Raw genomic sequence first — 25,417 nt, forward strand, 5'->3', positions numbered from 1 at the left:
GCTATCAGCTCAAAAACTTCTGCAACAGGTCATTGAGAAAGAGTTGCCCGCGGTCGGTTGCCGCCAGGCGTGACGGTTCGACCTGCATCAAGCCACTTTGTTCTGCCTCGCGGCGGCCTTCGTCGAGGCTGGCCAGCTCGAGCCCGGTGCGTTCGGCGTAGAGCCTGGCATCGACGCCCTCGGTCAGGCGCAAAGCGTTCATCAGGAACTCGAACGGCAACTCCTCGTTGGTCAGTTCTTTCGCCCCGGCCTGGAAGCTTTTGGCAGGGTTGAGGTAGTCCTTGGGCGCACGGGTTTTCCAGGTGCGCACAATACGCCCGTCCGGGTGGCTGAGCTTGCCGTGGGCGCCAGCGCCAATGCCGATAAAGTCGCCAAAGCTCCAGTAATTCAGGTTATGTCGCGCCGGCCGCCCCGGTTGGGCGTAGGCCGACACCTCGTATTGCGCGTAACCGTGCTCGGCGAGCAGGGCCTGGCCGGCTTCCTGAATATCCCACAACGTGTCGTCCTCCGGCAGCGCGGGCGGCTGGTTCCAGAAGACAGTGTTGGGTTCCAGGGTCAGTTGGTACCAGGACAGGTGGGTTGGCTTCAACGCAATGGCCTGGCGCAGGTCGCCGAGGGCGTCGTCCAGGGACTGGTTGGGCAGGCCGTGCATCAAGTCCAGGTTGAAGTTATCGAACCCTGCCTGGCGGGCCATACCGGCAGCGCGCACGGCTTCATCGCCATTGTGGATGCGACCCAGGGCTTCAAGTTTTTCCTGCTGGAAGCTCTGGATGCCGATGGACAGACGATTGATCCCCAGCTTGCGGTAGGCCACGAACTTCTCTTGCTCGAAGGTCCCGGGGTTGGCTTCCAGGGTGATCTCGATATCAGCGGCGAACGGAATACGGGCTTCCACGCCCTTTAACAAGCGGCCCAACGCGGCGGCGCTGAACAGGCTGGGTGTGCCGCCACCGAAGAAAATCGAACTCAGCTCCCGGCCATAAACAGCGTGCAGGTCTTGCTCCAGATCCGCCAGCAATGCATCTACATACTCCTCCTCCGGCAGCACCTTGCTGGCGGTGTGGGAGTTGAAGTCGCAATACGGGCATTTGCGCACGCACCAGGGGATGTGGATGTACAGCGCCAGGGGCGGCAGGTGGGGCAGAGCCGCCCGTGGTGTTTGCGCGCCACCGTGGATCAGCGGCTGCGCAGAGGTGTTCTGGGTCATTTCAGGCCCAGGCGCTGACGCAGCAAGGCCATGGCGCGGGCGCGGTGGCTGATCTGGTTCTTGTCGGCCGGGCTCAGTTCGGCGCTGGAAACATTGCGGTCCGGCACCCAGAACAATGGGTCGTAGCCAAAGCCATGTTCGCCGCTGGCGGCGTGCAGGATGCGCCCCTGCCACAAGCCTTCGCACAGGATCGGCAACGGGTCATCGGCATGCCGCACCAGGGCCAGTACGCAGACGAACTGCGCGCCGCGTTCGGCGTCCGGCACATCTTTGAGGGCGTCGAGCAGTTTGGCATTGTTGGCTGCGTCACCCTTGCCATCGGCATAACGGGCCGAATAGATACCCGGGGCGCCGCCGAGAAAGTCCACCGCCAGGCCCGAGTCATCCGCCAGCGCCGGCAGGCCGGAAATACGCGCGGCATTGCGTGCCTTGAGGATGGCGTTTTCAACGAACGACAGGCCGGTCTCTTCTGGCTCGATCTGGCTGAACTCGCCAATCGAGCGCAGTTGCACGGACTCACCGAGCATGGCCTGCAGTTCCTTGAGTTTGCCGGCGTTATGGCTGGCCAGTACGAGTTGGGTAAGATTCATTATTCGGCCGGGAACAGTTCTTGGTTGAATTGGAAGCTATGGGCTTTGCCGCCGGTTTCAACGTTGATGGTAAACGTCTTGTATTCGCGCTGGGTCACCGAATAGGGCGCGAGATAGCTGATCCCGCCTTTCTCTTCGATTTGTTTGAACGTCAGGATCTCGCTCTTGCCGCCCAGATCCTTGATGGTGCCGGTCACCTGGGCCGCGACCGGGGCCACGCCCTTGATCACAGTCACATTGATCAAACCCTTCTCCTTGCTGCGCACCACGCCGACTTTCTGGGCGGTCTCGGGTGGCAGGAAGCTGGAGGTGAAGGTGTTGTAGTGGACGGTGATATCGCCAAAGTCTTTCTTGCGATTAGCATCGATAGTATCGGCGGCCATGGCGCTGGCGCCCAGGCATGCAGTCAATAGAAAAACAGCCAAACGACTCATGAACGTCCCTCTTGAAAATGATTAGACGGCAACTTTGTGGTCGGTCAGGCCAGGGCTGCTGACCCGGTAAATACCGATTTCGCCCAATAGATTGGGCCATAGCTTACTCGCCCAGCCGTGGCGGTGCTGTTGATCGACGGCAAGGCGGTTGATCACCTTGGCTTCACGCTCGCCACACAGGGCTTCGAAGTCTTCGAAGGTGCAGAAGTGGATGTTCGGCGTGTTGTACCAGGTATATGGGAGGAAATCCGAGACCGGCATGCGGCCCTTGGTGGCCAGGTACCAGCGGCAGCGCCAGTGACCGAAATTGGGGAAGGTGATGATGCATTGGCGGCCAACGCGCAGCATTTCGTCAAGAATGCGGTCCGGGTAGTGCACCGCTTGCAGGGCCTGGGTCATCACCACGATGTCGAAGCTGTTGCTGGCAAAGTTGCCCAGGCCCTTGTCCAGGTCCTGCTCGATCACATTGATGCCCTTGGCCACGCACTGGGCGATGTTGTCCGGGTCGTTTTCCAGGCCGTAGCCGGTAACTTGCTTGTTGTCGCGCAGCCAGCTCAGCAGTTCGCCATCGCCGCAGCCCAAGTCGAGCACGCGGCTGCCGGCGGGGATCCAGTCTTGGATGATTTCCAGGTCGGCTCTCATGGCGTTTTCCCAAAGCGTAAGCAATTCATATAAGCGTGATTCGGTTCATGTAGTTGCGAAACGCCTGCAGGTAACGTGGGATCGGGATCAGGAAGGCATCGTGGCCTTGTGGAGCATCGATTTCCAGGTAGCAAACGTCTTTCTTGGCGGCCATCAGGGCGTCCACCAGCTCACGGGAGCGGGCCGGCGAGAAACGCCAGTCAGTGGTGAATGACATGACGCAGAACTTGGCCGTGACGTTCTCGAAGGTTTTCGCCAGGTCGTCGCCGTGGTTGGCGGCCGGGTCGAAATAGTCCAAGGCCTTGGTCATCAGCAGGTAGGTGTTGGCGTCGAAACGCCCGGAGAATTCTTCGCCCTGATAACGCAGGTAGCTTTCCACCTGGAACTCGACGCTGTGGAAGTCGTAGTTGAGCTTCTCGCTCTTGAGACCACGGCCGAATTTCTCGCCCATGGAATCGTCGGACAGGTAGGTGATATGCCCCACCATCCGCGCCAGCATCAGGCCACGCTTGGGGATCACGCCGGCTTCCTGGAACGAACCGCCATGGAACTCGGGGTCGGTGAGGATGGCCTGGCGCGCCACTTCGTTGAAGGCGATGTTCTGCGCCGACAGCTTGGGCGCTGAGGCGATGGCCAGGCAATGGCGGACGCGGTCCGGGTAGCTGATGGTCCATTGCAGCGCCTGCATGCCGCCCAGGCTGCCGCCAATTACTGCGGCCCACTGGCCGATGCCCAGCAGGTCGGCCAGGCGTGCCTGGCTGTGCACCCAGTCTTCCACGGTCAGCACCGGGAAGTCCGCGCCGAACGGCTTGCCGGTTTCCGGGTTGAGGCTGCTGGGGCCGGTGGAACCGTTGCAACCGCCGAGGTTGTTGAGGCTGACCACGAAGAACTTGTTAGTGTCGATGGGTTTGCCGGGGCCGATGCAGCTGTCCCACCAGCCGGGTTTGCGCTCGTCCACAGAGTGGAAGCCGGCAGCGTGATGATGGCCGGACAAGGCGTGGCAGATCAGCACGGCGTTGCTCGCCGTGGCGTTCAGTTCGCCGTAGGTTTCATAGATCAGGTCGTAGGCGGGCAACGAACGGCCGCAGGCCAGGGCCAGCGGTTCGCTGAAGTGCGCCACTTGGGGCACGACCAGTCCAACGGAATCGGGGGGGAAGGCAGCTGGCATCGACCCTGCTCTCGTTTAAATGAGGCGTAAGTCTAAAGAGCGGGGCCCCCAGCGGCAAGCAAAGGCCTGCACGGATTCAATTCAATACAAAGATACAAATGTGGGAGGGGGCAAACCCCCTCCCACAATTTTTTGCATATTTCAGATCAGGCCGAACAGCTCTTTGGGCATGTATGCAAAGTACGCCAGGCGTGGAATCACCCAGCTTTGCAGCAGCTGGATCACGATAAACGCAAAGATCGGCGAGATATCCAGGCCACCCAGGTTCGGGATCAGGCGACGGAACGGCGCCAGCACCGGTTCGGTGATCTGGGCCACCAATTCGGCACCCGGGCTACGGCTGCCCGGTGCGACCCACGAAAGGATCACGCTGATGATCATCGACCAGAAGATGATCTTCAGGAACAGCGAGAAAATACCGATCAGGCCCCATGGCAACAGCAGCACGGTGAACGCCTGGTAGCCGTTGAGCATCAGGATCACCACGAACAGCAGGATTTGCAGCAGCAACGCAAGCACCAGCGAAGACATGTCCAGGCCGAACAGGCTCGGGATCACCCGGCGCAGCGGCTTGAGCAGTGGCTGCGTGGCCTTGACCACGAACTGGCACAGGGGGTTGTAGAAGTTGGCCCGCACCAGTTGCAGGATAAAGCGCATCAGCACGATCAGCAGGTACAGGCTGCCCAGGGTCTGGATGATAAAAATGGCAGCGTCATTGATTCCGAGCATGTTTGATTACCTTGGTAAGGGACGACTATTTGCCCAGTTGCTCAGCCATCTCGGCTGAACGATGTGCCGCGGCACCCAGTGCTGTTTCCACCAGGGCCTCAAAGCCCCCGGCTTGAAACGATTCGATGGCGGCTTGCGTAGTGCCGCCCGGGGACGTTACACGACGGCGCAGCTCGGCGGCATCCACATCGCTGCCGACGGCCATTTTCGCGGCGCCCAGGGCTGTTTGTTCGGCCAGTTGCTCGGCGACATCATGAGGCAGGCCCAGCTTGACGCCGGCTGCGGTCATGGCCTCGATCAACAGGAAGAAGTAGGCCGGGCCGCTGCCGGAAACAGCGGTAACCGCATCCAGCTGCTGTTCCTGCTCCAGCCACACGGCGATGCCCACGGCAGACAGCAACTCCTCGGCCTGGTCGCGTTGCTGCGCTGTGACTTCGTGGGTGGCATACAAGCCGCTGACGCCCTGGCGCAGCAGCGCCGGGGTGTTAGGCATGCAACGCACGATGGGCTGGGCACCGAGCCAGCTGTTCATGCTGGCGCAGGTGATACCGGCGGCAATGGACACTACCAGCTGATGGGGTTGCAGGCTCGGGCGCAGGCTCTCGCACACGGCCTTCATGGCCTGGGGCTTGACCGCCAGTACGATCACGTCGACGCCATGGATGGCCTCGGCGTTGTCGGCAAACGTTTCGATACCGTGCTCGGCGCTGACGCGCTCGCGGGTTTCGGCGCCCGGGTCGCTGGCGCGGATCTGCTCGGCGTCCAGGCCCTTGGCCCGCAGGCCGCCGATCAGGCTGGCCGCCATGTTACCGGCGCCGATAAAGGCAATACGCGTGTTGCTCATGACAGGTCCTTATTTTCGAGGGAAGTCAGCCATTTCACGCCTGGCCGTAGTCGCGGGCGCCAAACAGGGCGGTACCGATGCGCACCCAGGTGGCGCCTTGGGCGATGGCCGACTCAAGGTCATGGCTCATGCCCATGGAAAGTGTGTCGAGCGCCAGGTCCAGGCTGGCTTGCAGGTCGCGCACCCTGGCGAACGCTGCATCCTGTGCGGCCCTGTCTTCAGTTGGCTCGGGGATCGCCATCAGGCCACGCAGCTTCAGGCGCGGTAACGCACTGATGGCATTGGCCAGGGCCGGCAGGTCGGCAGGCGTGCAGCCGGACTTGCTGGCTTCGCCGCTGACATTGACCTGGATGCAGATATTCAGCGGCGGCAGGTCGGCCGGGCGTTGTTCGGACAGGCGTTGTGCGATTTTCAGGCGGTCCACGGAATGCACCCAGGCGAAGTTCTCGGCGATGGCGCGAGTCTTGTTCGATTGAATGGGGCCGATGAAGTGCCAACTCAAGGGTAGATCGGTCAATTCGGCCTGTTTGCCCAAGGCTTCCTGCAGGTAATTCTCGCCAAAGTCGTGCATACCGGCGGCATAGGCTTCGCGCACCGCCTGAGCAGGTTTGGTCTTGCTCACGGCCAGCAGGTGGATGCTGCTTGCGTCACGTTGCGCGGCCTCGGCTGCGGCGCGAATGCGCTGGCTAACCAGGCCGATGTTGTCTGCTATCGTCGACATTCAAGTTGCACCCGTGGATATGGAGTCCGCGGCATTCTACTGGAAATGGAAAGCCCTATGGATATCACGCAATTGCTGGCGGCCAGCGTAAGCCGAGGCGCCTCCGACCTGCATCTGTCGGCCGGCCTGGCGCCGATGCTGCGCATCGATGGCGAGGTCTGGCCCATGGATTGGCCGAGGCTTGAGGCATCGCAAATGGTCGACCTGGTGTGCCCTTTACTGAATAAACACCAACAAAAGGATTTCGAAACATCTCTTGAAACGGATTTTGCCTTCGAGTTGCCTGGCGTGGCGCGTTTCCGGGCAAACGTGTTCCGCCAGGATCGCGGCGTGGGTGCGGTATTTCGCACTATCCCGACCGAGGTCCAGAGCCTGGAAGACCTGGGGCTGGGCGAGGTTTTCCAGCGTATCGCCCAGCTTCCACGCGGTCTGGTACTGGTCACTGGGCCCACCGGCTCGGGTAAGTCCACCACCTTGGCCGCGATGATCGACCACCTTAACCAGCATCGACGCCAGCATATCCTCACCCTGGAAGATCCTATTGAATTTATCCACAGGCCGAAAAAATCCCTGATCACCCAGCGCCAAGTGCACCGCGATACCCACAGCTTTTCGGTCGCCCTGCGCTCAGCCCTGCGGGAAGACCCGGATGTGATACTGGTGGGTGAGCTACGCGACCTGGAAACCATTCGCCTGGCGCTGACGGCCGCTGAGACCGGGCACCTGGTATTTGGCACCCTGCACACTTCATCGGCAGCAAAGACCGTGGACAGGCTGATAGACGTCTTCCCGGCCGGGGAAAAGGCCATGGTCCGCTCAATGCTGTCGGAGTCGTTGCAGGCGGTGGTGTCCCAGGTGCTGGTGAAGAAGGTCGGCGGCGGGCGCGTGGCTGCCCATGAAATCATGCTGGGCACGCCAGCGATCCGGAACCTGATCCGCGAAGACAAGGTGGCGCAGTTGGTTTCGGCGATTCAGACCGGTGGGGCGTTGGGAATGAAGACGCTGGATATGAGTTTGAAGGCGTTGGTTGCGCGAGGCGTGATCAGTCGAGACGATGCGCGAGAGAAGGCGAGGGTGCCTGCAGACATATGAAATTTTTCAAACAATGAAACCACATGTGGGGAGGGGGCTTGCCCCCTCACACATTGTTTACTGTATTTCAGCTGAAGATCAGCGCTGCACGATCCGCAGGTTGCTGTTCTGCTCTTTCGGCAGCACCCGCTTGGCAATCACGTAGTTCTTGTCCCAGAACGGCTTTTTCAGCGTGTCGATGCTTACCGACTTGCCACGGCGTGGCGCGTGGATAAAGCGGTCGTTGCCCAGGTAGATGGCAACGTGGTTGACCTGGCGGCTCTTCAACTTGAAGAACAACAGATCGCCCGGCTTCAGGTCTTTGCGATCAACCTTCAAGCCGTGACCGGCCGCCATGGCGTTGGAAGTGCGTGGCAAATCCACCGCTTTTACATCGTTAAAGGCATATTTCACCAAGCCGCTGCAGTCGAACCCTTTACTTGGGCTGCTGCCGCCCCAACGATAAGGAGTACCGAGCACGTTGACGGCGCGGCTGAGCACGTTGCTGCTTTGCTTGGTGTTCACCGCCATCAGGCCGGGAGTTGCTTTACCGTGGGCCTTGCTCAGTTGAGTTGGGCGGTTGACGGTCAGCTTTGCCGATTTGGCCGTACTGGTTGTGCTGTGGACTTTAGGGGTGAAACCATTGACGTTCGGAAGTCGTTGCTCACGATTGGTGGCGTGGGCGGCCAGTGGCATTAATAGGCAGATGGTCAGCCATGTCTTGAAAAATGGTCGCATTAGGCGTGGCTCTTATGGGTTTGCGCGCAACTTTATAACAGCTTTTTGTGTCGTTCTCAGGCCGTTTGTCGACTGAACCTTGGGGTCAAATTCAGGAAAAACGCGACGAATTGCCGCAATTGTCCTACACAAGTCAGGTGGCATAAGGCTTTGAGGGCAGGAAGATACCATTTGCCGTACGTCGGGCGCTCGTAAAAAAGTCACAAAGAAAATGAAAAAATTTATCTATCGAAGCAAAAGAGGTCCTTCATGAACACCTATCAACAGGTTGGTCAGCAGCAAGATACCCACAGCAAGGTGATCGGTTACCTACTGTGGATTTTCGGTTTTACCGGGGCGCATCGCTTTTATTACGGCAAACCCGTGACCGGTACGATCTGGTTTTTCACCTTCGGCCTGCTGGGCATTGGCTGGCTGATCGACTTGTTTCTGATCCCGGCCATGGACCGTGAAGCCGACCTGCGTTTTACCGCCGGGCCGATTGAATACAACGTCGCGTGGATTCTGTTGGCATTCCTGGGTGTGTTCGGTGTGCACCGTATGTACCAAGGCAAATGGATCACCGGCCTGATCTACCTGCTGACCGGCGGTTTGTTCCTGCTGGGGGTGCTATATGACTTCTGGACGTTGAATACGCAGATTTCGATTCGTAATGCTGAGCGCAATAACGGCCGCTGATCTCTCGGCCCATAGAGAACAAAATGTGGGAGGGGGCTTGCTCCCGATAGCGGTGGGTCAGCCAGCTTATCTTTAGCTGACCCACCGCTATCGGGAGCAAGCCCCCTCCCACATTTACTGTGCTTACTTGATATTTGTTTTAAGCCTGGTAGCTGATACGCCCATCCATGAAGGTGTACCGCACCGTCGCCGGCAGGCTGTGGCCGATGAACGGGCAGTTTTCGCCCTTCGACAACCAGTGCTCCCCGGCCACCGTCGAGCTGCCCAGGTCAAACAGCACCAGGTCCGCTGGCGAACCGACTTCAAGCTTGCCCGCCGGCAGGCGCAGGGCCAGAGCCGGGCCAGCGCTCAAGCGTGCCAGCAGCGTTGGCAGGTCGAGCAAGCCGTCCTCCACCAACGTCATCGCCAGCGGCAGCAATAACTCCACGCTGCTGATGCCCGGCTCGGTCGCACCAAAAGGTGCCAGCTTGGCGTCGCGCTCATGGGGCTGGTGATGGCTGGAGATCGCCGATATCACGCCCGACTTCACCGCCGCCCGCAAACCATCACGGTCGGCCTTGGTGCGCAAGGGCGGCTGCACGTGATACAGGCTGGAAAAGTCGATCAGCGCTTCATCCGTCAGGATCAGCTGGTACAAGGCGACATCTGCCGTCACCGGCAAACCTCGGGCCTGGGCCTGGGCAATCAGGGCCGCGCCCCGGGCGCTGGTCAGTTGGCTGAAATGCGCACGCACGCCGCTTTGCTCCACCAGCAGCAGGTCACGGGCCAGGGCCACGGTTTCGGCGGTCTCCGGAATGCCCGGCAGGCCGAGGAAGCTGGCGACTGCGCCTTCATGGGCCAGGCCGCCCTCGGCCAGGTCGCGGTCCTGGGAGTGGAAGATCACCGTCAAGTCGAAAGTGGCCGCGTATTCCAGGGCGCGGCACAGGGTGCGCGTGCTGCGGAAATTGTCCAGGCCATTGCTGAAAGCCACGCAACCGGCGTCGCGCAGGGCGATCAGTTCAGCCAGTTGTTCACCATCCAGGCCTTTGCTCAGGGCGCCGATAGGGAACACCTTGCAATTGCCGGCTTCGCGGGCGCGGTCGAGGATCAGTTCGGTCACCGCCGAAGTATCCAGCACCGGCTTGGTATTGGGCGGGCAGCACAGGCTGGTCACGCCACCGGCTGCGGCGGCCTGGGTTTCGCTGTTGATATTGCCTTTGCGGCTGTAGCCCGGCTCGCGCAGGGCGACGTTCAGGTCCACCAGCCCTGGTGCGGCTACCAGGCCCTTGGCGTCGATGCTCTCGACGGCGCCGAAGCCAGCGGGCGCGGCGCCGATGGCGATGATCTTGCCGGCATCCAGATGTAGATCGGTAACTTGATCCAGGCCGCTGGCTGGATCGATGACTCGGGCACCGAGAATGCTGAGCTTCACTGGGCCTGCTCCTGCTCGAATTGACGTTGCGCGGTTTGCCCGCTCATGGCCATGGACAGCACGGCCATGCGCACGGCGATACCGTAGGTCACTTGGTTCAAGATCACCGACTGCGGGCCGTCGGCCACCGCCGACTCGATTTCCACACCGCGGTTGATCGGCCCCGGGTGCATCACGATGGCGTCCGGCTTGGCGCCCGCCAGGCGTGCAGTGGTCAGGCCGAACAGACGGTAGAACTCGCCTTCGCTCGGCAACAGGCCACCGGCCATGCGCTCGCGTTGCAGGCGCAGCATGATCACCACATCCACATCCTTGAGGCCTGTGGTCATGTCGGAGTAGACCGTCACGCCGTATTGCTCGATACCGATGGGCAACAGGGTCTTGGGTGCGATCACGCGGATATCCGGGCAACCCAGGGCCTTCAGGGCCAGCATGTTCGAGCGCGCCACCCGCGAATGCAGGATGTCGCCGACGATGGCCACCGAGAGGTTTTCAAAGCTGCCCTTGTGCCGACGGATGGTGAGCATGTCGAGCATGCCCTGGGTCGGGTGGGCGTGACGGCCGTCGCCGCCGTTGATGATCGCGACGTTCGGGCACACGTGCTCGGCAATGAAATGCGCGGCGCCGGAGTCACCATGGCGTACCACGAACATGTCGGCGGCCATGGCTTCCAGGTTGCGCAAGGTGTCGAGCAGGGTCTCACCCTTGCTCGCCGACGAGGTCGACACGTTCAGCGTGATCACGTCGGCCGACAGCCGCTGGGCTGCCAGCTCAAAGGTGGTGCGGGTACGGGTGGAGTTCTCGAAGAACACGTTGCAGATGGTTTTGCCGCGCAGCAGCGGTACCTTCTTCACCGCCCGGCCACCGACCTCGAGGAACGAGTCAGCGGTATCGAGGATTTCGGTGAGCAGTTCGCGGGGCAAACCGTCGAGGGACAAGAAATGTTGCAACTGGCCCTGAGCATTGAGCTGCAGCGGGCGCTTGGCATCTAGAGGCGTCATCGCGGGGACTCTGTACAAGGCGGTTTAAAGGGCAAGGTCTTGCAGTTCGAGTTCGAGCGGCGTGGGACCGGACAATTTTACCCGTTGCTGGGCGGAAAGTGACAGGGTCGCGCCGACCACGTCCGGGCTGATCGGCAACTCGCCGGCGTCCAGGTCCAGCAGGCACACCAGGGTCACGCTGGCCGGGCGGCCGTAGTCGAATAGCTCGTTCAGGGCGGCGCGGATGGTGCGACCGCTCATCAGCACGTCGTCGATCAATACCAGGTGCTGGCCTTCGATCTCGAACGGCAGGGCCGAAGGACGCACTTGCGGGTGCAGGCCATTCTGGCTGAAGTCATCACGGTAGAAGGACACATCCAGGGTGCCCAGGGGCGAGTCGCTGCGCAGCTCTTCCAGCAACGCCTGGGCCACCCACACACCACCGGTGCGGATACCGATAAAGCGCGGTTCGCTGATGGCGCGTTGTTTCAGGTGCGCCTTGAGGCGTATTGCCATCTGGCTGATCAGTTCGGCGGGATTGGGCAGGCTCATGGGGGCTCCTTATTAAGTGTGTAGGGGCGAGCTTGCTCGCGAAAAACTCATGGGCACCGCGTTCATCCAGCCTTCACGCGGTATCGTTAACGTTCTTCGCGGGCAAGCCCGCTCCCACAGGATCGCGGCGGGTCAGGATGCAAATAAAGCAGTGTTTTCATCCAGCCACCCCTGCAACAGCAAAGCGGCGGCGATGGCGTCCACGGGGTTGTCGCGGTAGCTGCCCTTCTGGCCGCCACGGTCGCGACGCTCACCCTTGGCTTCAAAGGTGGTCAGGCGCTCGTCGTGGGTATAGAAGGGCAGGTTGTAGCGGCCATTGAGGCGGCGGGCGAACTTCTCGGCGCGCAGGCACATGTCGCTGGGGGTGCCGTCCATGTTCAAGGGCAGGCCGACCACTACCGCATCTGGCTTCCACTCTTTAATAAGGGCTTCAACCTGGTTCCAGTCCGGCACGCCGTTCTGGGCCTTGAGGGTGCACAGTTCACGAGCCTGGCCGGTGATGACCTGGCCGACCGCTACGCCGATCTGCTTGGTGCCGTAGTCAAAACCTAGGATCAGACGCAAGGCCATCAGGCGTGTCCCGCCTGGCTGGTCAACAGGTTGAGGTTGACCCGCAGCTTGGCGGCGGCCGCTTCCAGGCGCAGTTCGCTGGCAGTGTTGAACAGGATATCGGCGTCGAACGGGCAGGTCAGCCAGGCATTGCTGGCCAGTTCGGCCTCCAGTTGCCCGGCTTCCCAACCGGCGTAGCCTAGGGTGATCACGCTTTGCTCTGGGCCAACGCCGTCGGCGATGGCGAACAGCACATCCTGGGAAGTGGACAGTGACACGCCTTCAAGGTCGACCGTGGCCTGGAACTTCGGCCCGGTGGGGTGCAGCACAAAGCCGCGGTCAGTCTGCACCGGCCCGCCGATGTAGATCGGCACGCTCTGGCAACGGGCCGGAGGATCGATCTCCGGGCGCAATTGCTCGAGGATATCGGCCAGGTTCAGCTCCTGCGGGCGGTTGACCACCAGCCCCATGGCACCATTGGCCGTGTGCTCGACGATATAGGTCAAGGTCTGCGCAAAGTTCGGGTCGGCCATATGGGGCATGGCGATCAGGAATTGGTGCTTGAGGTAGGTCGGGCTGACGTTTTTCATGTCCGCTAGTGTGGCGTTGGAGGGGCGAACTGACAAGTGCAGGAGCGGCGTCAGTTACTGGATAGTCGGTCGCCCTTGGCAAACTTCCAGGTGCGGATGATTTCCAGGCGGTCCACGTCGTTCAAGTCGCCGCTGAACGGCGCAAAGGGCGCGGCCAGGCGCACGATGCGCTGGGCGGCCTGGTCCAGCAACGGTTGGCCGGAGGATTCCAGCACCTGCACTTCATAGAGCGAACCGTCACGGTTGATCGACACCAGCAAGCGTAAATTGCCATAGATCTGTTGGCGCCGGGCTTCTTCCGGGTAGTTGAGGTTGCCGATGCGCTCGACCTTCTTGCGCCACTCGTCCTTATACCAGGCGCCTTTGTCGCGCATGGTCGAGGCGGCGTTCAGGCGATAGATGCGCGGGCGCTTGGCGTACAGCTGTTGTTCATGGGCCAGTTCGGCTTCCAGGCTGGAAATTTCGTCGGACAGCGTCGAGCTGTCGAAGGTTGGCGCGGGTTTCACCGGTTCGGGCTTGGGTTCGGTCTTGGTCTTTTCGCGCTGGGTCGGGGCTTTTTGCGGCTTGGGCGCGACGGTAGTCACGGCCGCGTTGGGCGCAGCCTGCTTGACCTCGGGTTTGGGGACCGGCGGCGGGGTGACCTTATTGACTTTGTTGTCGTGGAAGGGCGCGACTTCGGTGGTCTTGGGCACCGCTTTCTTGTCGAGGGTGCCGCTGCCTTGCTGGTTGTCCTGGGCGAGAAAATCGGCTTTTTCGGGCTTCTTTTCGCTCTTGAACGTGGCGAGGGTGATTTCCAGGGTCTTGGTGATCTGCTTGGGCTCGACCATGGTGAAGCCCACGCCCAGCAGCAAGGCGAGGTGAATCAATGCGGCGAGAAACAAGGTAAATCCGAGCCGATCAGCCGGGCGCACGCCTCTGTGGGTGAGTTCTGGGGGCAGATCGGACGGGAGTGTCATGACAAGAAAACCAACATCGCGCGTTTCACAGGTGGCGCATGATAACGCAATGTTGGTGTGTGTCCGGCTGTTCTATGTCACTTGGCTTGTAGCTTGCGCTCAATGGCGGCCATCAGCATTTCGCCGATGTTCGTGCCAAATGCATTGTCGATCTCGCGAATACAGGTAGGGCTGGTGACGTTGATTTCAGTCAGGTGCTCACCAATTACGTCGAGTCCCACAAACAGCAGACCTTTTTCCCGCAGGGTCGGGCCGACTTGGGCGGCGATCCAGCGGTCCTTGTCCGACAACGGTCGCGCTTCACCGCGACCACCGGCCGCCAGGTTGCCACGGGTCTCGCCTGCTGCCGGGATACGCGCCAGGCAGTAATCCACCGGCTCGCCGTCGATCATCAGGATGCGCTTGTCGCCGTCCTTGATCGCCGGCAGGTAGGCCTGGCCCATGATCTGCTGGGTGCCCAGTACAGTCAGGGTCTCGAGGATCACCGACAGGTTCGGGTCGCCGGCGCGGTGGCGGAAGATCGAGGTGCCGCCCATGCCGTCCAGTGGTTTGAGAATCACATCGCCATGCTTGGCGGCGAATTCACGCAGTACATCGGCGCGGCGGCTGACCACGGTCGGTGGCGTGCACTGCGGGAACAGGGTGGCGAACAGCTTTTCATTGCAGTCGCGCAGGCTCTGCGGCTTGTTGACGATCAACACGCCGGCCCGTTCGGCCTGCTCCAGCAGGTAGGTGGAATATACGAATTCCATGTCGAACGGCGGGTCCTTGCGCATCAGGATCACGTCGAGGTCGCTCAGGGGGCTGTCGATTTCGTCTGAAAGCTCGAACCACTTCTCAGGGTTGGCGAACACCTGCAACGGCCGCATGCGCGCGCGGGCCTGGCCGTCACCCTGGTAAAGATCGCGCTGTTCCATATAGAACAACGTCCAGCCGCGGGCCTGGGCGGCCAGGAGCATGGCCAGCGAACTGTCCTTTTTATAGGAGATGCTGGCGATAGGGTCCATGACAATGCCGACGCGAACGCTCATGGGGATTTCCTCTAGCAAATTAGGGCGCATAAAAGTGGCGTCAGAGTGGCGCTGCGGCTGTTGTGGGTCAAGGAAAAACCACTGGGCGGGTGCCTCGATAGATTGCTCCCCGAGACTGTGCTAAAAAGACTGCCACGGCGCAGCAGCCCTTGAATTCCAAGGCTTGCGGCGTTCATCCTGTGCAACATCAGGCAGTACACACCGAAAACCGATTCGCTGTGGCGATGGTAGAGCAGATATGGAACAGCATTCCAACGCCTTGAGGGTGATGGTGATCGACGATTCGAAAACGATCCGCCGCACCGCCGAGACCCTGTTGAAGAACATGGGGTGCGAGGTCATCACGGCCATCGACGGTTTCGATGCCCTGGCGCGGATTGTGGATCATCACCCGCACATTATCTTTGTCGACATCATGATGCCGCGCCTGGATGGCTACCAGACCTGCGCCCTGGTGAAGAACAACCCGGCGTTCAAGGCGATCCCGGTAATCATGCTGTCCTCCAAGGATGGCCTGTTCGACAAGGCCAAGGGGCGCATCGTGGGTGTCGATCAGTTTTTGACCAAGCCTTTCAGCAAGGAAGAACTGCTGGGCGTGATAAAGGCCTATGTGCCTGCCTTCGCCGCAGTAGAACAAGCACACTGACGCCACCCCACAAGGGCCGGCGCCGACCAATGTAGTGGGGAAAACCATGGCACGTGTTCTGATCGTCGACGATTCGCCGACCGAAATGTACAAACTTACCGGCATGCTGGAAAAGCACGGCCACCAGGTCCTGAAAGCCGAAAACGGCGCGGACGGCGTGGCCCTGGCCCGCCAGGAAAAACCCGACGCGGTGCTGATGGACATCGTGATGCCGGGTCTCAACGGCTTCCAGGCCACGCGCCAATTGTCCAAGGAGCCGGAAACCAACGGCATCCCGATCATCATCATCACCACCAAGGATCAGGAAACCGACAAGATCTGGGGCGCACGCCAGGGCGCCAAGGACTACCTGACCAAACCGGTGGACGAAGAAACCCTGATCGCCACCCTGAACAAGGTACTGGCCGGCTAAGGCTCGCGATCATGACCGAGTCGCAAACCGCCTTCGAACTGCTGCTGGACATCGACCGCCGCTGCCGCCTGCTGGCCGCCGACCTGCCGTCCCAGGAAACCCGCCTGCAACGCTGGAGCGGAATTGCTTTCCGTGTAGGGGCAAACGGGTACGTGGCGCCCATGGGCGAAGTCGCCGAAGTGTTGCATGAGCCGCGTTGCACCCTGATACCCGGGGTAAAGCCCTGGGTCAAGGGCGTGGCCAACCTGCGCGGGCGCTTGTTGCCGGTAATGGACCTGGGTGGTTTCCTTGGTCTTGAGTTGTCCAAGGCGCGCAAGCAACGGCGCGTATTGGTGGTGGAGTTCAACGACCTGTTTGTCGGGCTGCTGGTAGACGAGGTGGCGGGTATGCAGCATTTCCCATTGGATGCCTGGATGGCCAGCACCGCCTCCGGCGCGCCGTTTATCCAGGGCCACTTCGACGGCGACACGCAGTGGCAAGTCATCAGTCCCTTCGCCCTGGCCCAGGCCCCAGGCTTCATGGATGTCGCCGCATGAGCACCGCTACCTCGCCCAAACCCCAAGCCGCTTCGCGCAGCCGTTCACAGATCATCGTGCTGTTTATCGCCTTGATCGTGTTCATCATGCTGTTGTTCGCCAACTTCGCGTACCTCAACACCCAGTCCACCTACGATAAACAGTACATCGGCCACGCCGGTGAGCTGCGCGTGCTGTCCCAGCGCATCGCCAAGAACGCTACCGAAGCGGCCGCCGGCAAGGCCGCCGCGTTCAAACTGCTGGGCGATGCGCGCAATGATTTTGCCCAGCGCTGGGGCTATCTGAAAAAAGGCGACCCGCAAACCGGCTTGCCGGCTGCGCCCAGTGCGGTACGCGCCGAAATGCGTGCGGTGCAGACCGATTGGGAGGCGTTGCTGAAAAACACCGACGCGATCCTTGCCAGCGAGCAGACTGTACTGTCCCTGCATCAAGTGGCCGCGACCCTGGCCGAAACCGTCCCGCAATTGCAGATGGAGTCGGAAAAAGTCGTCGATATCCTCCTGCAACGCGGCGCCCCGGCCAGTCAGGTGGCTTTGGCCCAGCGCCAATCACTGCTGGCCGAACGTATCCTGGGGGCGGTCAACACTGTGCTCGCAGGGGACGAAACCGCGGTGCAGGCCGCTGATGCCTTTGGCCGCGATGCCAACCGTTTCGGCGTGGTGCTCAACGGTATGCTCAACGGCAACCCGGGGCTGCGCATCACCCAGGTCGAAGACCAGGACGCCCGTGCGCGACTGACGGAAATCGCCGAGCTGTTCGAGTTCGTCTCCGGCTCCGTGGATGAAATTCTCGAGACTTCGCCGCAACTGTTCCAGGTGCGGGCATCGGCGAGCCATATTTTCAATCTGTCGCAAACCCTGCTCGATGAAGCCTCGCACCTGGCCACCGGTTTTGAAAACCTTGCCAGTGGGCGCAGTTTCGACACCATCGGTGGTTACGTACTGGGCCTGCTGGCGCTGGCCTCGATCATCCTGATCGGCCTGGTCATGGTGCGCGAGACCAACCGCCAATTGCATGAAACCGCTGAGAAGAACGAGCGCAACCAGAACGCGATCATGCGCCTGCTGGATGAAATCGAAGACCTGGCCGACGGCGACCTCACCGTCACGGCCTCGGTCACCGAAGATTTCACCGGCACCATCGCTGACTCCATCAACTACTCCGTAGACCAGCTGCGCGACCTGGTTGCCACCATCAACCTCACCGCCGGGCAAGTCGCCGGGGCGGTGCAGGACACCCAGGCCACCGCCATGCACCTGGCCCAGGCGTCGGAGCATCAGGCCCAGCAGATTGCCGAGGCTTCGACGGCGATTGAGCAGATGGCCCAGTCCATCGACCAGGTATCGGCCAACGCCGCCGAATCCTCGGCGGTGGCAGAGCGTTCAGTGGAGATCGCCAACAAAGGCAACGAGGTGGTGCACAACACCATCCACGGCATGGACAACATTCGCGAACAGATCCAGGACACCGCCAAGCGCATCAAGCGCCTGGGCGAGTCCTCCCAGGAAATCGGTGACATCGTCAGCCTGATCGACGACATCGCCGACCAGACCAATATCCTCGCCCTTAACGCGGCGATCCAGGCGAGCATGGCCGGGGACGCCGGACGCGGTTTTGCTGTGGTGGCCGATGAAGTGCAACGGTTGGCCGAGCGCTCGTCGGCGGCCACGCGGCAGATCGAGACCCTGGTGCGGGCGATCCAGGCCGACACCAACGAAGCGGTGATTTCCATGGAGCAGACCACCACCGAAGTGGTGCGTGGCGCCCGTCTTGCCCAGGACGCGGGGGTGGCGCTGGAAGAGATCGAAGGCGTGTCGAAAACCCTGGCGGCGCTGATCCAGAGTATCTCCAATGCGGCGCAGCAGCAGACCTCGTCGGCGGGGCAGATTTCCCTGACCATGAACGTGATCCAGCAGATCACCACCCAGACGTCGTCGGGTTCCACCGCCACCGCCGAGAGCATTGGTAACCTGGCGAAGATGGCCAGTCAGTTGCGCAGGTCGGTGTCGGGTTTCACGCTCCCGCCGCCCAAGCAGACTGATGATTGAAATGCGCTCCATATATGGGAGGGGGCTTGCCCCCGATTGCGGCGGGTCAGTAAATACACCTGCTGGCTGATACACCGCTATCGGGGGCAAGCCCCCTCCCACATTTGATCTCCATTGGTTTCAAGAACACCAGCAACCCACGAATTCAAAGCGGAGCAGTTATGGTTGATCGGCACGACTATGTGGCCCTCGAATGGGTCAAGGGCGACATTGCCGAAACCCTGAAGCAGGCCCGTTCGGCGCTGGATCTGTACGTTGAAACCGGCGACGCCATCGACGAGTGCCTGGCCGGTGTTCACCAGGTACATGGCGCGCTGCAAATGGTCGAGTTCTATGGCGCGGCGTTGCTGGCCGAAGAGATCGAGGCGCTGGCCCTGGCCCTCCAGGCCGGTCGTGTCGGCCAGCGCGATGAAAGCATCCGCCTGCTGCAACAAGCCCTCGGCCAATTGCCGCTGTACCTCGACCGCGTACACAGCGCCCGCCGCGACTTGCCACTGGTGGTGCTGCCGTTGCTCAACGACCTGCGCAGCGCCCGGGGTGAAAGCCTGTTGTCGGAAACCAGCCTGTTCAGCCCGCAACTGCTGTCGATCACGCCGCTGCCTGATGAAGCACTGGCCCTGCGTGCGACACCGGATTTGCATGAACAATTGCGCCAGTGGCACCAACTGCTGCAACAAGCCCTCGCCGGGTTGCTGCGCGAAGACCACGGCCCGAGCAACCTGGAAGACATGGCGCGGGTGTTCGCGCGCCTTGAAGCGCTGTGCCAGGGCGCGCCGTTGTTGCCGTTGTGGCAGGTCGCCTCGGCGCTGGTCGAAGGCATGCTCACTGGCGTGATCGCCAACAGCCCGGCGCTGCGCAGCCTGCTCAAGGCCAGTGACAAACAACTCAAGCGCCTGCTGGCCCAGGGCATCGGCGGTATCAACCAGCCGGCGCCGGATGAATTGCTCAAGAGCCTGTTGTTCTACGTCGCCAAAGTCACCCGTCCGACGCCGCGCATGCAAAGCCTGAAAGAACGCTATGGCCTGGACGAAGCCTTGCCCGACAGTGCCGTGGTGGATGCCGAGCGTGCGCGGCTGGCCGGGCCGGATCGCAATGCCATGGGCTCGGTGCTTGGCGCCTTGTGCGAGGAACTGGTGCGGGTCAAGGAGCGCCTCGACCTGTTCGTACGCAGTGACCGCCAACACACCAACGACCTCGACGCGCTGCTGGCGCCGCTGCGGCAGATCGCCGATACCCTTGCCGTACTGGGGTTTGGCCAGCCGCGCAAAGTGATCATTGACCAACTCGCCGTGGTGTTGAGCCTGGTCCAGGGCCAGCGTGAACCCAGTGATGCGGTGTTGATGGATGTGGCCGGTGCCTTGCTCTACGTCGAAGCGACGTTGGCCGGGATGATCGGCACCGTCGAGCCGGAAAGCCGCGAAGAGAATCGCCTGCCCACCACCGACCTGACTCAGATTCATCAATTGGTGATTCGTGAGTCCTGCCAGTGCTTGAAGCAGGCCAAGGAGCTGGTGATCGACTGCATCGAGGCCCACTGGGACCGCCAGCGCCTGGAATCCCTGCCGGAGCTCTTGAGCCAAGTGCGCGGCGCCCTGGCGATGATTCCCCTGCCGCGGGCGGCGAGCCTGATGCGCGGTTGCACCGACTACGTCGATGAGCAGTTGATGGTCAGTGACGCTGCGCCTTGCGAGGCGCAACTGGCGCATTTCGCCGAGGTGATCAGCAGCCTGGAGTATTACCTCGAACGCATGCTCCAAGATCCTGACGCGGCCGGCGAAAAAGTGCTGGAACTGGCGACTCAGGGCTTGAGCGCACTGGGTTACCTGCCAACCGAAAAACCCTGGCGCCAGGCCCTGGCCGCGCCCGACGGCGCATTGTCCACCGAGACCGCACCGAGCCAGTCCCAATTCGATGCGTTGGCCAGCCCCACTTCCCGCCTCAATCCTCCAGCCTTGCGGCGTCCGGGCAGCCTGTTACCGCCGCCGGCTGATGAAGCGCCGATTGACGATGAGTTGCGCGAAGTCTTCCTTGAGGAAACCGAAGAAGTCCTTGAGGTGCTGCATCGCAACCTGCCCAACACCACGGACAAATTCGCCCAGGGTGAAATGCGCCGGGCCTTCCACACCCTCAAAGGCAGCGGCCGCATGGTGCGCGCCCTGGTGCTGGCCGAGTTGGCCTGGGCTGTGGAAAACCTGCTCAATCGTGTACTGGAACGCAGCGTCACCCTTGGCCCCGAGGTGCAGCAGGTGCTGGATGAAACGGTGGCCCTGCTGCCGGAATTGATCGCCGATTTTGCTACCGATGCCCAGCGTCAGCGCGACGAAGTCGACGCCCTGGCCGCCCGTGCACACGCCTTGGCCAGCAGCGCACCCGTGTCGACTGCCGAACCCCATGACCCGATGCTGCTGGAGATCTTCCGCAACGAAGCCCAGAGCCACCTGGACAGCCTTGACCACTTCCTGCAACAGGCTGCAGAGCATGTGCCGCTGCAGGTCAGTGATGAACTGCAACGCGCCCTGCACACCCTCAAGGGCAGTGCCTACATGGCCGGCGTGCTACCCATCGCCGAACTGGCGCGGCCGCTCGATCGCCTGACCCGCGAATACAAGGCCCACCGCCTGCCGCTGGACCTGGATGAAGTGGAGCTGCTGCTTGAGGCCCAAGGGCTTTTTCAGCGCGGGTTGCGCGACCTGGGCAGCGATCCCCTGGCACCGATCAAAGGGGCGGCAGATCTGATCAGCCGTACCCAAAGCCTGCTGGACCAGCAGCTTGCAGCACTGCTCGACGGCCCAGGCACAGGCCTGCGTATCAAGCGCGACCCGCAACTGATCACCAATTTCCTGGCCCAGGGCATGGACATCCTGCTCGATGCCGAAAGCCTGCTGCGTCGCTGGCAGCAACACCCCGGCGAGCGCCAGGAGCTCACCGCACTGCTGGATGAACTGACGACCTTGGGGGAGGGCGCGCACATCGCCGACCTGCACCCCATCGATGCGCTGTGCGAAGCCTTGCTCGACCTGTATGGCGCCGTAGAAGAAAGCAGCCTGGCGGTCAGCGAGCGGTTTTTCCTGGAAGCCGAGCAGGCCCATGAAGCCTTGATCAACATGCTCGACCAGTTGGCCGCCGGCCAGGAAATCAGCCCGGCGCCGGCGCGGGTGCAAGCCCTGCGCGAGCTACTGGATGACGCGCTGGACCCTTCGGCTACCGGCCTGGTCAAAAGCGACGGCAGCCGTGCGCTGAGTATTTCCGAGCTGGGCGCCGCCACTGCGCAGCTGGGCCAGCAGACGGCGATGGACGACGAGATTGTCGATATCTTTCTCGAAGAAGCCGTGGATATCCTCGACAGCGCCGGGCAGTCCCTCAAGCGCTGGCTGCTGGAGCCCGACAATGCGACGCCGTTGTCCTCGTTGCAACGCGACCTGCACACCCTCAAGGGCGGTGCGCGCATGGCCGAAATCGACCCGGTGAGCGACCTGGCCCATGAGCTGGAGTGCCTGTATGAGGGCCTGGTGGACCGCCGCTACAGTTACTCTACCGAGCTGTCCCTGGTATTGATGGCCAGCCACGAACGGTTGGCCTTGCAACTCGAAGAGCTGCAACACCGGCAGCCCTTGAGCGATGGCGCCGAGCTGGTCGCCAAACTGCGGGAGCTGCGCCAGAGCAGCACACCAACAACTCCGGTTGCGGCGGAGCCGGCCTCGGGTGCCGACCCTGAGCTGCTGGATATCTTCCTCGAAGAAGCCGCCGATATCCTCGACAGCTCAGGCAGCGCGCTGGTGCGCTGGCAGGCCGAGCCGGGCAATCGCCAGGAAGTCGAAACCCTGCTGCGTGACCTGCATACCCTCAAGGGCGGCGCACGCATGGTCGAGATCGGGCCGATTGGCGATTTGGCCCATGAGCTCGAATTTCTCTACGAAGGCTTGTCCGCCGGCTTGCTCGCGCCGACCCCTGAGCTGTTTGCGCTGCTGCAAGGTTGCCATGACCGCCTGGCGCAGATGATCGACGCCGTAGCGGATGGATTGCCCGTCGGCTCGGTGGACAAACTGATCGAACGCATCAAGAGCCTGGTGCACCCCAGTGATGAGCCAGTCATGCCGGTGGCGTTGCCGGCAGGCAAGGGTGAGGCGGTGATCGATCCTGCTGCCGACATGGTGAAAATTTCTGCCGACCTGCTCGACGACCTGGTCAACCTGGCGGGCGAAACCTCGATCTTCCGTGGCCGTATCGAGCAGCAAGTCAACGATGCGCGCATCGCATTGAATGAGGTGCAAACGACTATCGAGCGCATGCGCGACCAATTGCGCCGACTCGACAGCGAAACCCAAAGCCGCCTGCTCAGTCGCCAGCAGGCCGAGGCCGAGCGTCTGGGCTATGAAGAATTCGACCCGCTGGAAATGGACCGCCATTCGCAACTGCAGCAGTTGGCCCGTGCGCTGTCTGAATCGGCCTCCGACCTGCTCGATCTCAAGGACACCCTCGAGCGCCGCAACCAGGATGCCCACGACCTGTTGCAGCAACAAGCGCGCATCAACACCGAGTTGCAGGAGGGCCTGATGCGCACGCGCATGGTGCCTTTCGAACGCATGCTGCCGCGCCTCAAGCGTATCGTGCGCCAAGTGGCGCAGGAGCTGGGCAAGGACGTGGAGTTCATCGTCGGCAATGCCGAAGGCGAGATGGACCGCAACGTACTCGAACGCATGGCGGCGCCATTGGAACATATGCTGCGCAACGCTGTGGACCACGGCCTGGAATCCCGCGAGATACGGTTGCAGGCGGGCAAGCCGGAGAAGGGCCGTATCACCCTGGACCTGACTCACGAAGGCGGCGATATCGTCTTCGACATGCGCGACGACGGTGCCGGCGTGCCCCTTGAAGCCGTGCGGCGCAAGGCGATAAAGCGCGGCCTGCTTGGCCCTGATCAAGAGATCAGTGATCGCGACGTGCTGCAATTCATCCTGCAGCCTGGCTTCTCCACCGCGGAAAAAATCACGCAGATTTCCGGGCGCGGCGTCGGCATGGACGTGGTGCATGAAGAAGTGCGCCAGCTCGGCGGTTCGATGGTGATCGATTCGACGCCGGGGGCGGGCGTGCATTTTCGCATTCGCTTGCCGTTTACCGTGTCGGTCAATCGGGCGCTGATGGTGCAATGCGCAGACGACCAATACGCGATTCCCCTCAACACCATCGAAGGTTTGGTGCGCGTGCTGCCCCACGAGCTGGCGGGGCACTACCAGCAAGATCCGCCGCACTATGAATATGCCGGCCAGCGCTACGAGTTGTTCTACCTGGGCGACCTGCTGCACACCGTCAGCCGCCCGAAACTGCTCGGCCAGTACCAGCCGGTGCCGGTGCTGCTGGTGCACTGCAATGAACGGCGCGTGGCGGTGCATGTGGACGCCATGGCCGGAACTCGGGAGATCGTGGTCAAGGGTCTGGGCCCGCAGTTCGCCGCAGTGCAAGGTTTGTCCGGCGCGACCATTCTGGGCGATGGCCGCGTGGTGTTGATCATCGACCTGCTCGCGCATATCCGCGCCCGCCAACCGGCCATGCCGGCCCAGGCGGTGGATGCGCCGCTGATCCTCAACGACCCGCTGAAAAAGCGCCCGCTGCTAGTGTTGGTGGTGGACGACTCAGTCACCGTGCGCAAAGTCACCAGCCGCCTGCTGGAGCGCAACGGCATGAACGTGCTCACCGCCAAGGACGGCATCGACGCCATCGCCGTGCTCGAAGAACACACCCCGGACCTGATGCTGCTCGACATCGAAATGCCGCGCATGGACGGCTTCGAGGTGGCCATCCAGGTGCGCAACGACCCCCGCCTGATGCGCCTGCCGATCATCATGATCACCTCGCGCACCGGCCAGAAACATCGCGACCGCGCCATGGCCATCGGCGTCAACGACTACCTCGGCAAGCCGTACCAGGAGTCGGTGCTGCTGGAAAGCATCGCCTACTGGAGCAAGTCCCATGCTTGACCACCGCGCCAGCCAACTCACCGGCCTGCTACTGCCCCTGGCCGACCGCCACTTGGTGCTGCCCAACGTCGCCATCGCCGAGCTGATCGACTTCCAGCGCGGCGAACCGGCCAGCGATGCACCGCCGTGGTATCTGCGCCAGGTGACCTGGCGCGATCGGCAAATCCCCTTGATCAGCTTTGAAGCCGTGTGCGGTGACGCCAGCGTGACCGGCGAACGCTCGCGGATCGTGGTGTTGAATGCGTTGGGTGGCAGGCCCACGTTGAAATTCATTGCACTGGTGATTCAAGGCATCCCGCGTTCGTACAAGCTCGATAGCGAATTGAGCTATGTGGACGTGCCGCTGTGCCCGTTGGAACTGGCGGCGGTGCAGGTAGGGGAGCAGGTGGCGAAGGTGCCGGATTTGATGGGGTTGGAGGCGCTGCTGGTTGAGTCCGGCCTGGCCTGAACATAAGCCTTGTGAAATTCCAATGTGGGAGCTGGCTTGCCTGCGATGGCGGCTTGTCAGTCACTGCATCAACAACTGACCCACCGCTATCGCAGGCAAGCCAGCTCCCACACTGAATTGTGATGGCCCAAGATCTCAATCAATCCAAAACGCTGTATGAAACTTCCTGCACGCCCTTCGACATAAAAGGCTTCGGATTTTTCCTGCAAGATTTTGGGCCGCGCATGAACTTGTGGTGAGAGGTCCGCACGCCTAGTCTTCGTCCCGTCATCGCAAAAAACGGTGACACGGACGTGCAAGTCCGACGAAACTGTTTAGGCGTACGAACGCCCAGCCAACCACGGGCGTTTTTTGTGCTCGCTGCTTTATGGCGGCTGCGCGCAGGAGGTCTTCGGACCTGCTGGGTGTCCTAAACAGGCCCGGTCTTGCACACCTGCGCACGGTCGCCACCCTCATTCGCG

The 25,417-nt window shown here is 61.7% G+C and carries 24 protein-coding genes; 8 read left to right on the plus strand and 16 right to left on the minus strand.

From position 1 onward, the window contains the following. Nucleotides 1-4: 4 nt before the first annotated feature. The 8 genes from hemW to NMB39_RS01815 all read right to left on the minus strand — a co-directional run bounded on the left by hemW (nt 5) and on the right by NMB39_RS01815 (nt 6,335). Nucleotides 5-1,207 carry a radical SAM family heme chaperone HemW gene (gene hemW / locus NMB39_RS01780; RefSeq protein WP_057022831.1) on the minus strand — a complete coding sequence of 401 codons (1,203 nt, stop codon included), beginning with the start codon at nt 1,205-1,207 and terminating at the stop codon, nt 5-7. Beyond that, entirely contained in the window at nt 1,204-1,800 is a 597-nt protein-coding gene (rdgB, locus tag NMB39_RS01785; protein WP_164484862.1) for an RdgB/HAM1 family non-canonical purine NTP pyrophosphatase, read from the minus strand. The genes hemW and rdgB overlap by 4 nt, the downstream gene beginning before the upstream one ends. Beyond that, the gene (locus NMB39_RS01790; protein WP_057022833.1) at nt 1,797-2,231 is read right to left on the minus strand and encodes a DUF4426 domain-containing protein; all 435 of its coding nucleotides are present in this window, start codon (nt 2,229-2,231) and stop codon (nt 1,797-1,799) included. Before NMB39_RS01790 ends, rdgB begins: the two co-directional genes overlap by 4 nt. Before the next feature lie 21 nt (nt 2,232-2,252). Further along, entirely contained in the window at nt 2,253-2,873 is a 621-nt protein-coding gene (gene metW / locus NMB39_RS01795) for a methionine biosynthesis protein MetW (protein WP_005792273.1), read from the minus strand. Between the two features lie 25 nt (nt 2,874-2,898). Continuing rightward, nucleotides 2,899-4,041 (minus strand): homoserine O-succinyltransferase MetX, encoded by a 1,143-nt coding sequence (metX, locus tag NMB39_RS01800; RefSeq protein ID WP_046069938.1) that lies wholly within the window; start codon nt 4,039-4,041, stop codon nt 2,899-2,901. A 141-nt stretch (nt 4,042-4,182) separates the two neighbouring features. Next, entirely contained in the window at nt 4,183-4,770 is a 588-nt protein-coding gene (locus NMB39_RS01805) for a YggT family protein (protein WP_003195087.1), read from the minus strand. 25 nt (nt 4,771-4,795) lie between these two features. Further along, the gene (proC, locus tag NMB39_RS01810) at nt 4,796-5,614 is read right to left on the minus strand and encodes a pyrroline-5-carboxylate reductase (protein WP_057022834.1); all 819 of its coding nucleotides are present in this window, start codon (nt 5,612-5,614) and stop codon (nt 4,796-4,798) included. 34 nt (nt 5,615-5,648) lie between these two features. Further along, nucleotides 5,649-6,335: a YggS family pyridoxal phosphate-dependent enzyme gene (locus NMB39_RS01815; protein WP_043046293.1), complete on the minus strand. Its 687-nt coding sequence runs from the start codon at nt 6,333-6,335 to the stop codon at nt 5,649-5,651. A 57-nt stretch (nt 6,336-6,392) separates the two neighbouring features. On the opposite strand from NMB39_RS01815, the gene NMB39_RS01820 reads away from it, so the two are divergent. Then, nucleotides 6,393-7,427: a type IV pilus twitching motility protein PilT gene (locus NMB39_RS01820; protein ID WP_367235668.1), complete on the plus strand. Its 1,035-nt coding sequence runs from the start codon at nt 6,393-6,395 to the stop codon at nt 7,425-7,427. 78 nt (nt 7,428-7,505) lie between these two features. Here NMB39_RS01820 and NMB39_RS01825 read toward each other — a convergent pair whose 3' ends face one another. Next, entirely contained in the window at nt 7,506-8,144 is a 639-nt protein-coding gene (locus tag NMB39_RS01825; protein ID WP_046069933.1) for a C40 family peptidase, read from the minus strand. Nucleotides 8,145-8,393: 249 nt separating this feature from the next. Between NMB39_RS01825 and NMB39_RS01830 the strand changes: the two genes are divergently transcribed. Next, a complete protein-coding gene (locus NMB39_RS01830; protein ID WP_046069932.1) occupies nt 8,394-8,822 on the plus strand; it encodes a TM2 domain-containing protein in 429 nt (142 codons plus the stop codon). A gap of 139 nt (nt 8,823-8,961) precedes the next feature. Here the strand turns inward: NMB39_RS01830 and NMB39_RS01835 are convergent, their stop codons facing one another. The 7 genes from NMB39_RS01835 to gshB form a co-directional block, all read right to left on the minus strand. Then, nucleotides 8,962-10,233: a dihydroorotase gene (locus NMB39_RS01835; RefSeq protein WP_367235669.1), complete on the minus strand. Its 1,272-nt coding sequence runs from the start codon at nt 10,231-10,233 to the stop codon at nt 8,962-8,964. Next, on the minus strand, nt 10,230-11,234 hold the full coding sequence (locus NMB39_RS01840) for an aspartate carbamoyltransferase catalytic subunit (RefSeq protein WP_046069930.1): 1,005 nt from the start codon (nt 11,232-11,234) through the stop codon (nt 10,230-10,232). Before NMB39_RS01840 ends, NMB39_RS01835 begins: the two co-directional genes overlap by 4 nt. 24 nt (nt 11,235-11,258) lie before the next feature. Further along, nucleotides 11,259-11,765, minus strand: coding sequence for a bifunctional pyr operon transcriptional regulator/uracil phosphoribosyltransferase PyrR (gene pyrR / locus NMB39_RS01845; RefSeq protein WP_367235671.1), 507 nt, complete (start codon nt 11,763-11,765; stop codon nt 11,259-11,261). A gap of 132 nt (nt 11,766-11,897) precedes the next feature. Next, nucleotides 11,898-12,335, minus strand: coding sequence for a Holliday junction resolvase RuvX (ruvX, locus tag NMB39_RS01850; protein ID WP_057022839.1), 438 nt, complete (start codon nt 12,333-12,335; stop codon nt 11,898-11,900). Then, nucleotides 12,335-12,904 carry a YqgE/AlgH family protein gene (locus NMB39_RS01855; RefSeq protein ID WP_057022840.1) on the minus strand — a complete coding sequence of 190 codons (570 nt, stop codon included), beginning with the start codon at nt 12,902-12,904 and terminating at the stop codon, nt 12,335-12,337. Before NMB39_RS01855 ends, ruvX begins: the two co-directional genes overlap by 1 nt. 50 nt (nt 12,905-12,954) lie before the next feature. Beyond that, on the minus strand, nt 12,955-13,860 hold the full coding sequence (locus NMB39_RS01860) for an energy transducer TonB (RefSeq protein ID WP_494339664.1): 906 nt from the start codon (nt 13,858-13,860) through the stop codon (nt 12,955-12,957). Nucleotides 13,861-13,937: 77 nt separating this feature from the next. Beyond that, the gene (gshB, locus tag NMB39_RS01865; RefSeq protein ID WP_046069926.1) at nt 13,938-14,891 is read right to left on the minus strand and encodes a glutathione synthase; all 954 of its coding nucleotides are present in this window, start codon (nt 14,889-14,891) and stop codon (nt 13,938-13,940) included. A 238-nt stretch (nt 14,892-15,129) separates the two neighbouring features. Here gshB and pilG point away from each other — a divergent pair, with 238 nt between their 5' ends. The 6 genes from pilG (at nt 15,130) to NMB39_RS01895 (ending at nt 24,956) form a co-directional block, all read left to right on the plus strand. Beyond that, nucleotides 15,130-15,537 (plus strand): twitching motility response regulator PilG, encoded by a 408-nt coding sequence (gene pilG, locus NMB39_RS01870; RefSeq protein ID WP_046069925.1) that lies wholly within the window; start codon nt 15,130-15,132, stop codon nt 15,535-15,537. Nucleotides 15,538-15,583: 46 nt separating this feature from the next. Continuing rightward, nucleotides 15,584-15,949, plus strand: a complete 366-nt coding sequence (gene pilH, locus NMB39_RS01875) for a twitching motility response regulator PilH (RefSeq protein WP_014720320.1) — start codon at nt 15,584-15,586, stop codon at nt 15,947-15,949. A gap of 11 nt (nt 15,950-15,960) precedes the next feature. Beyond that, nucleotides 15,961-16,485, plus strand: coding sequence for a chemotaxis protein CheW (locus tag NMB39_RS01880; protein WP_059396642.1), 525 nt, complete (start codon nt 15,961-15,963; stop codon nt 16,483-16,485). Then, nucleotides 16,482-18,533 carry a methyl-accepting chemotaxis protein gene (locus NMB39_RS01885; protein WP_057022843.1) on the plus strand — a complete coding sequence of 684 codons (2,052 nt, stop codon included), beginning with the start codon at nt 16,482-16,484 and terminating at the stop codon, nt 18,531-18,533. The genes NMB39_RS01880 and NMB39_RS01885 overlap by 4 nt, the downstream gene beginning before the upstream one ends. Before the next feature lie 161 nt (nt 18,534-18,694). Further along, entirely contained in the window at nt 18,695-24,508 is a 5,814-nt protein-coding gene (locus tag NMB39_RS01890) for a hybrid sensor histidine kinase/response regulator (protein ID WP_494339663.1), read from the plus strand. Beyond that, complete coding sequence (locus tag NMB39_RS01895; RefSeq protein ID WP_494339662.1) at nt 24,501-24,956, plus strand: chemotaxis protein CheW; 456 nt, start codon at nt 24,501-24,503, stop codon at nt 24,954-24,956. Before NMB39_RS01890 ends, NMB39_RS01895 begins: the two co-directional genes overlap by 8 nt. Nucleotides 24,957-25,417 lie beyond the last annotated feature (461 nt).

This window comes from Pseudomonas sp. FBCC-B545 (assembly GCF_059134095.1).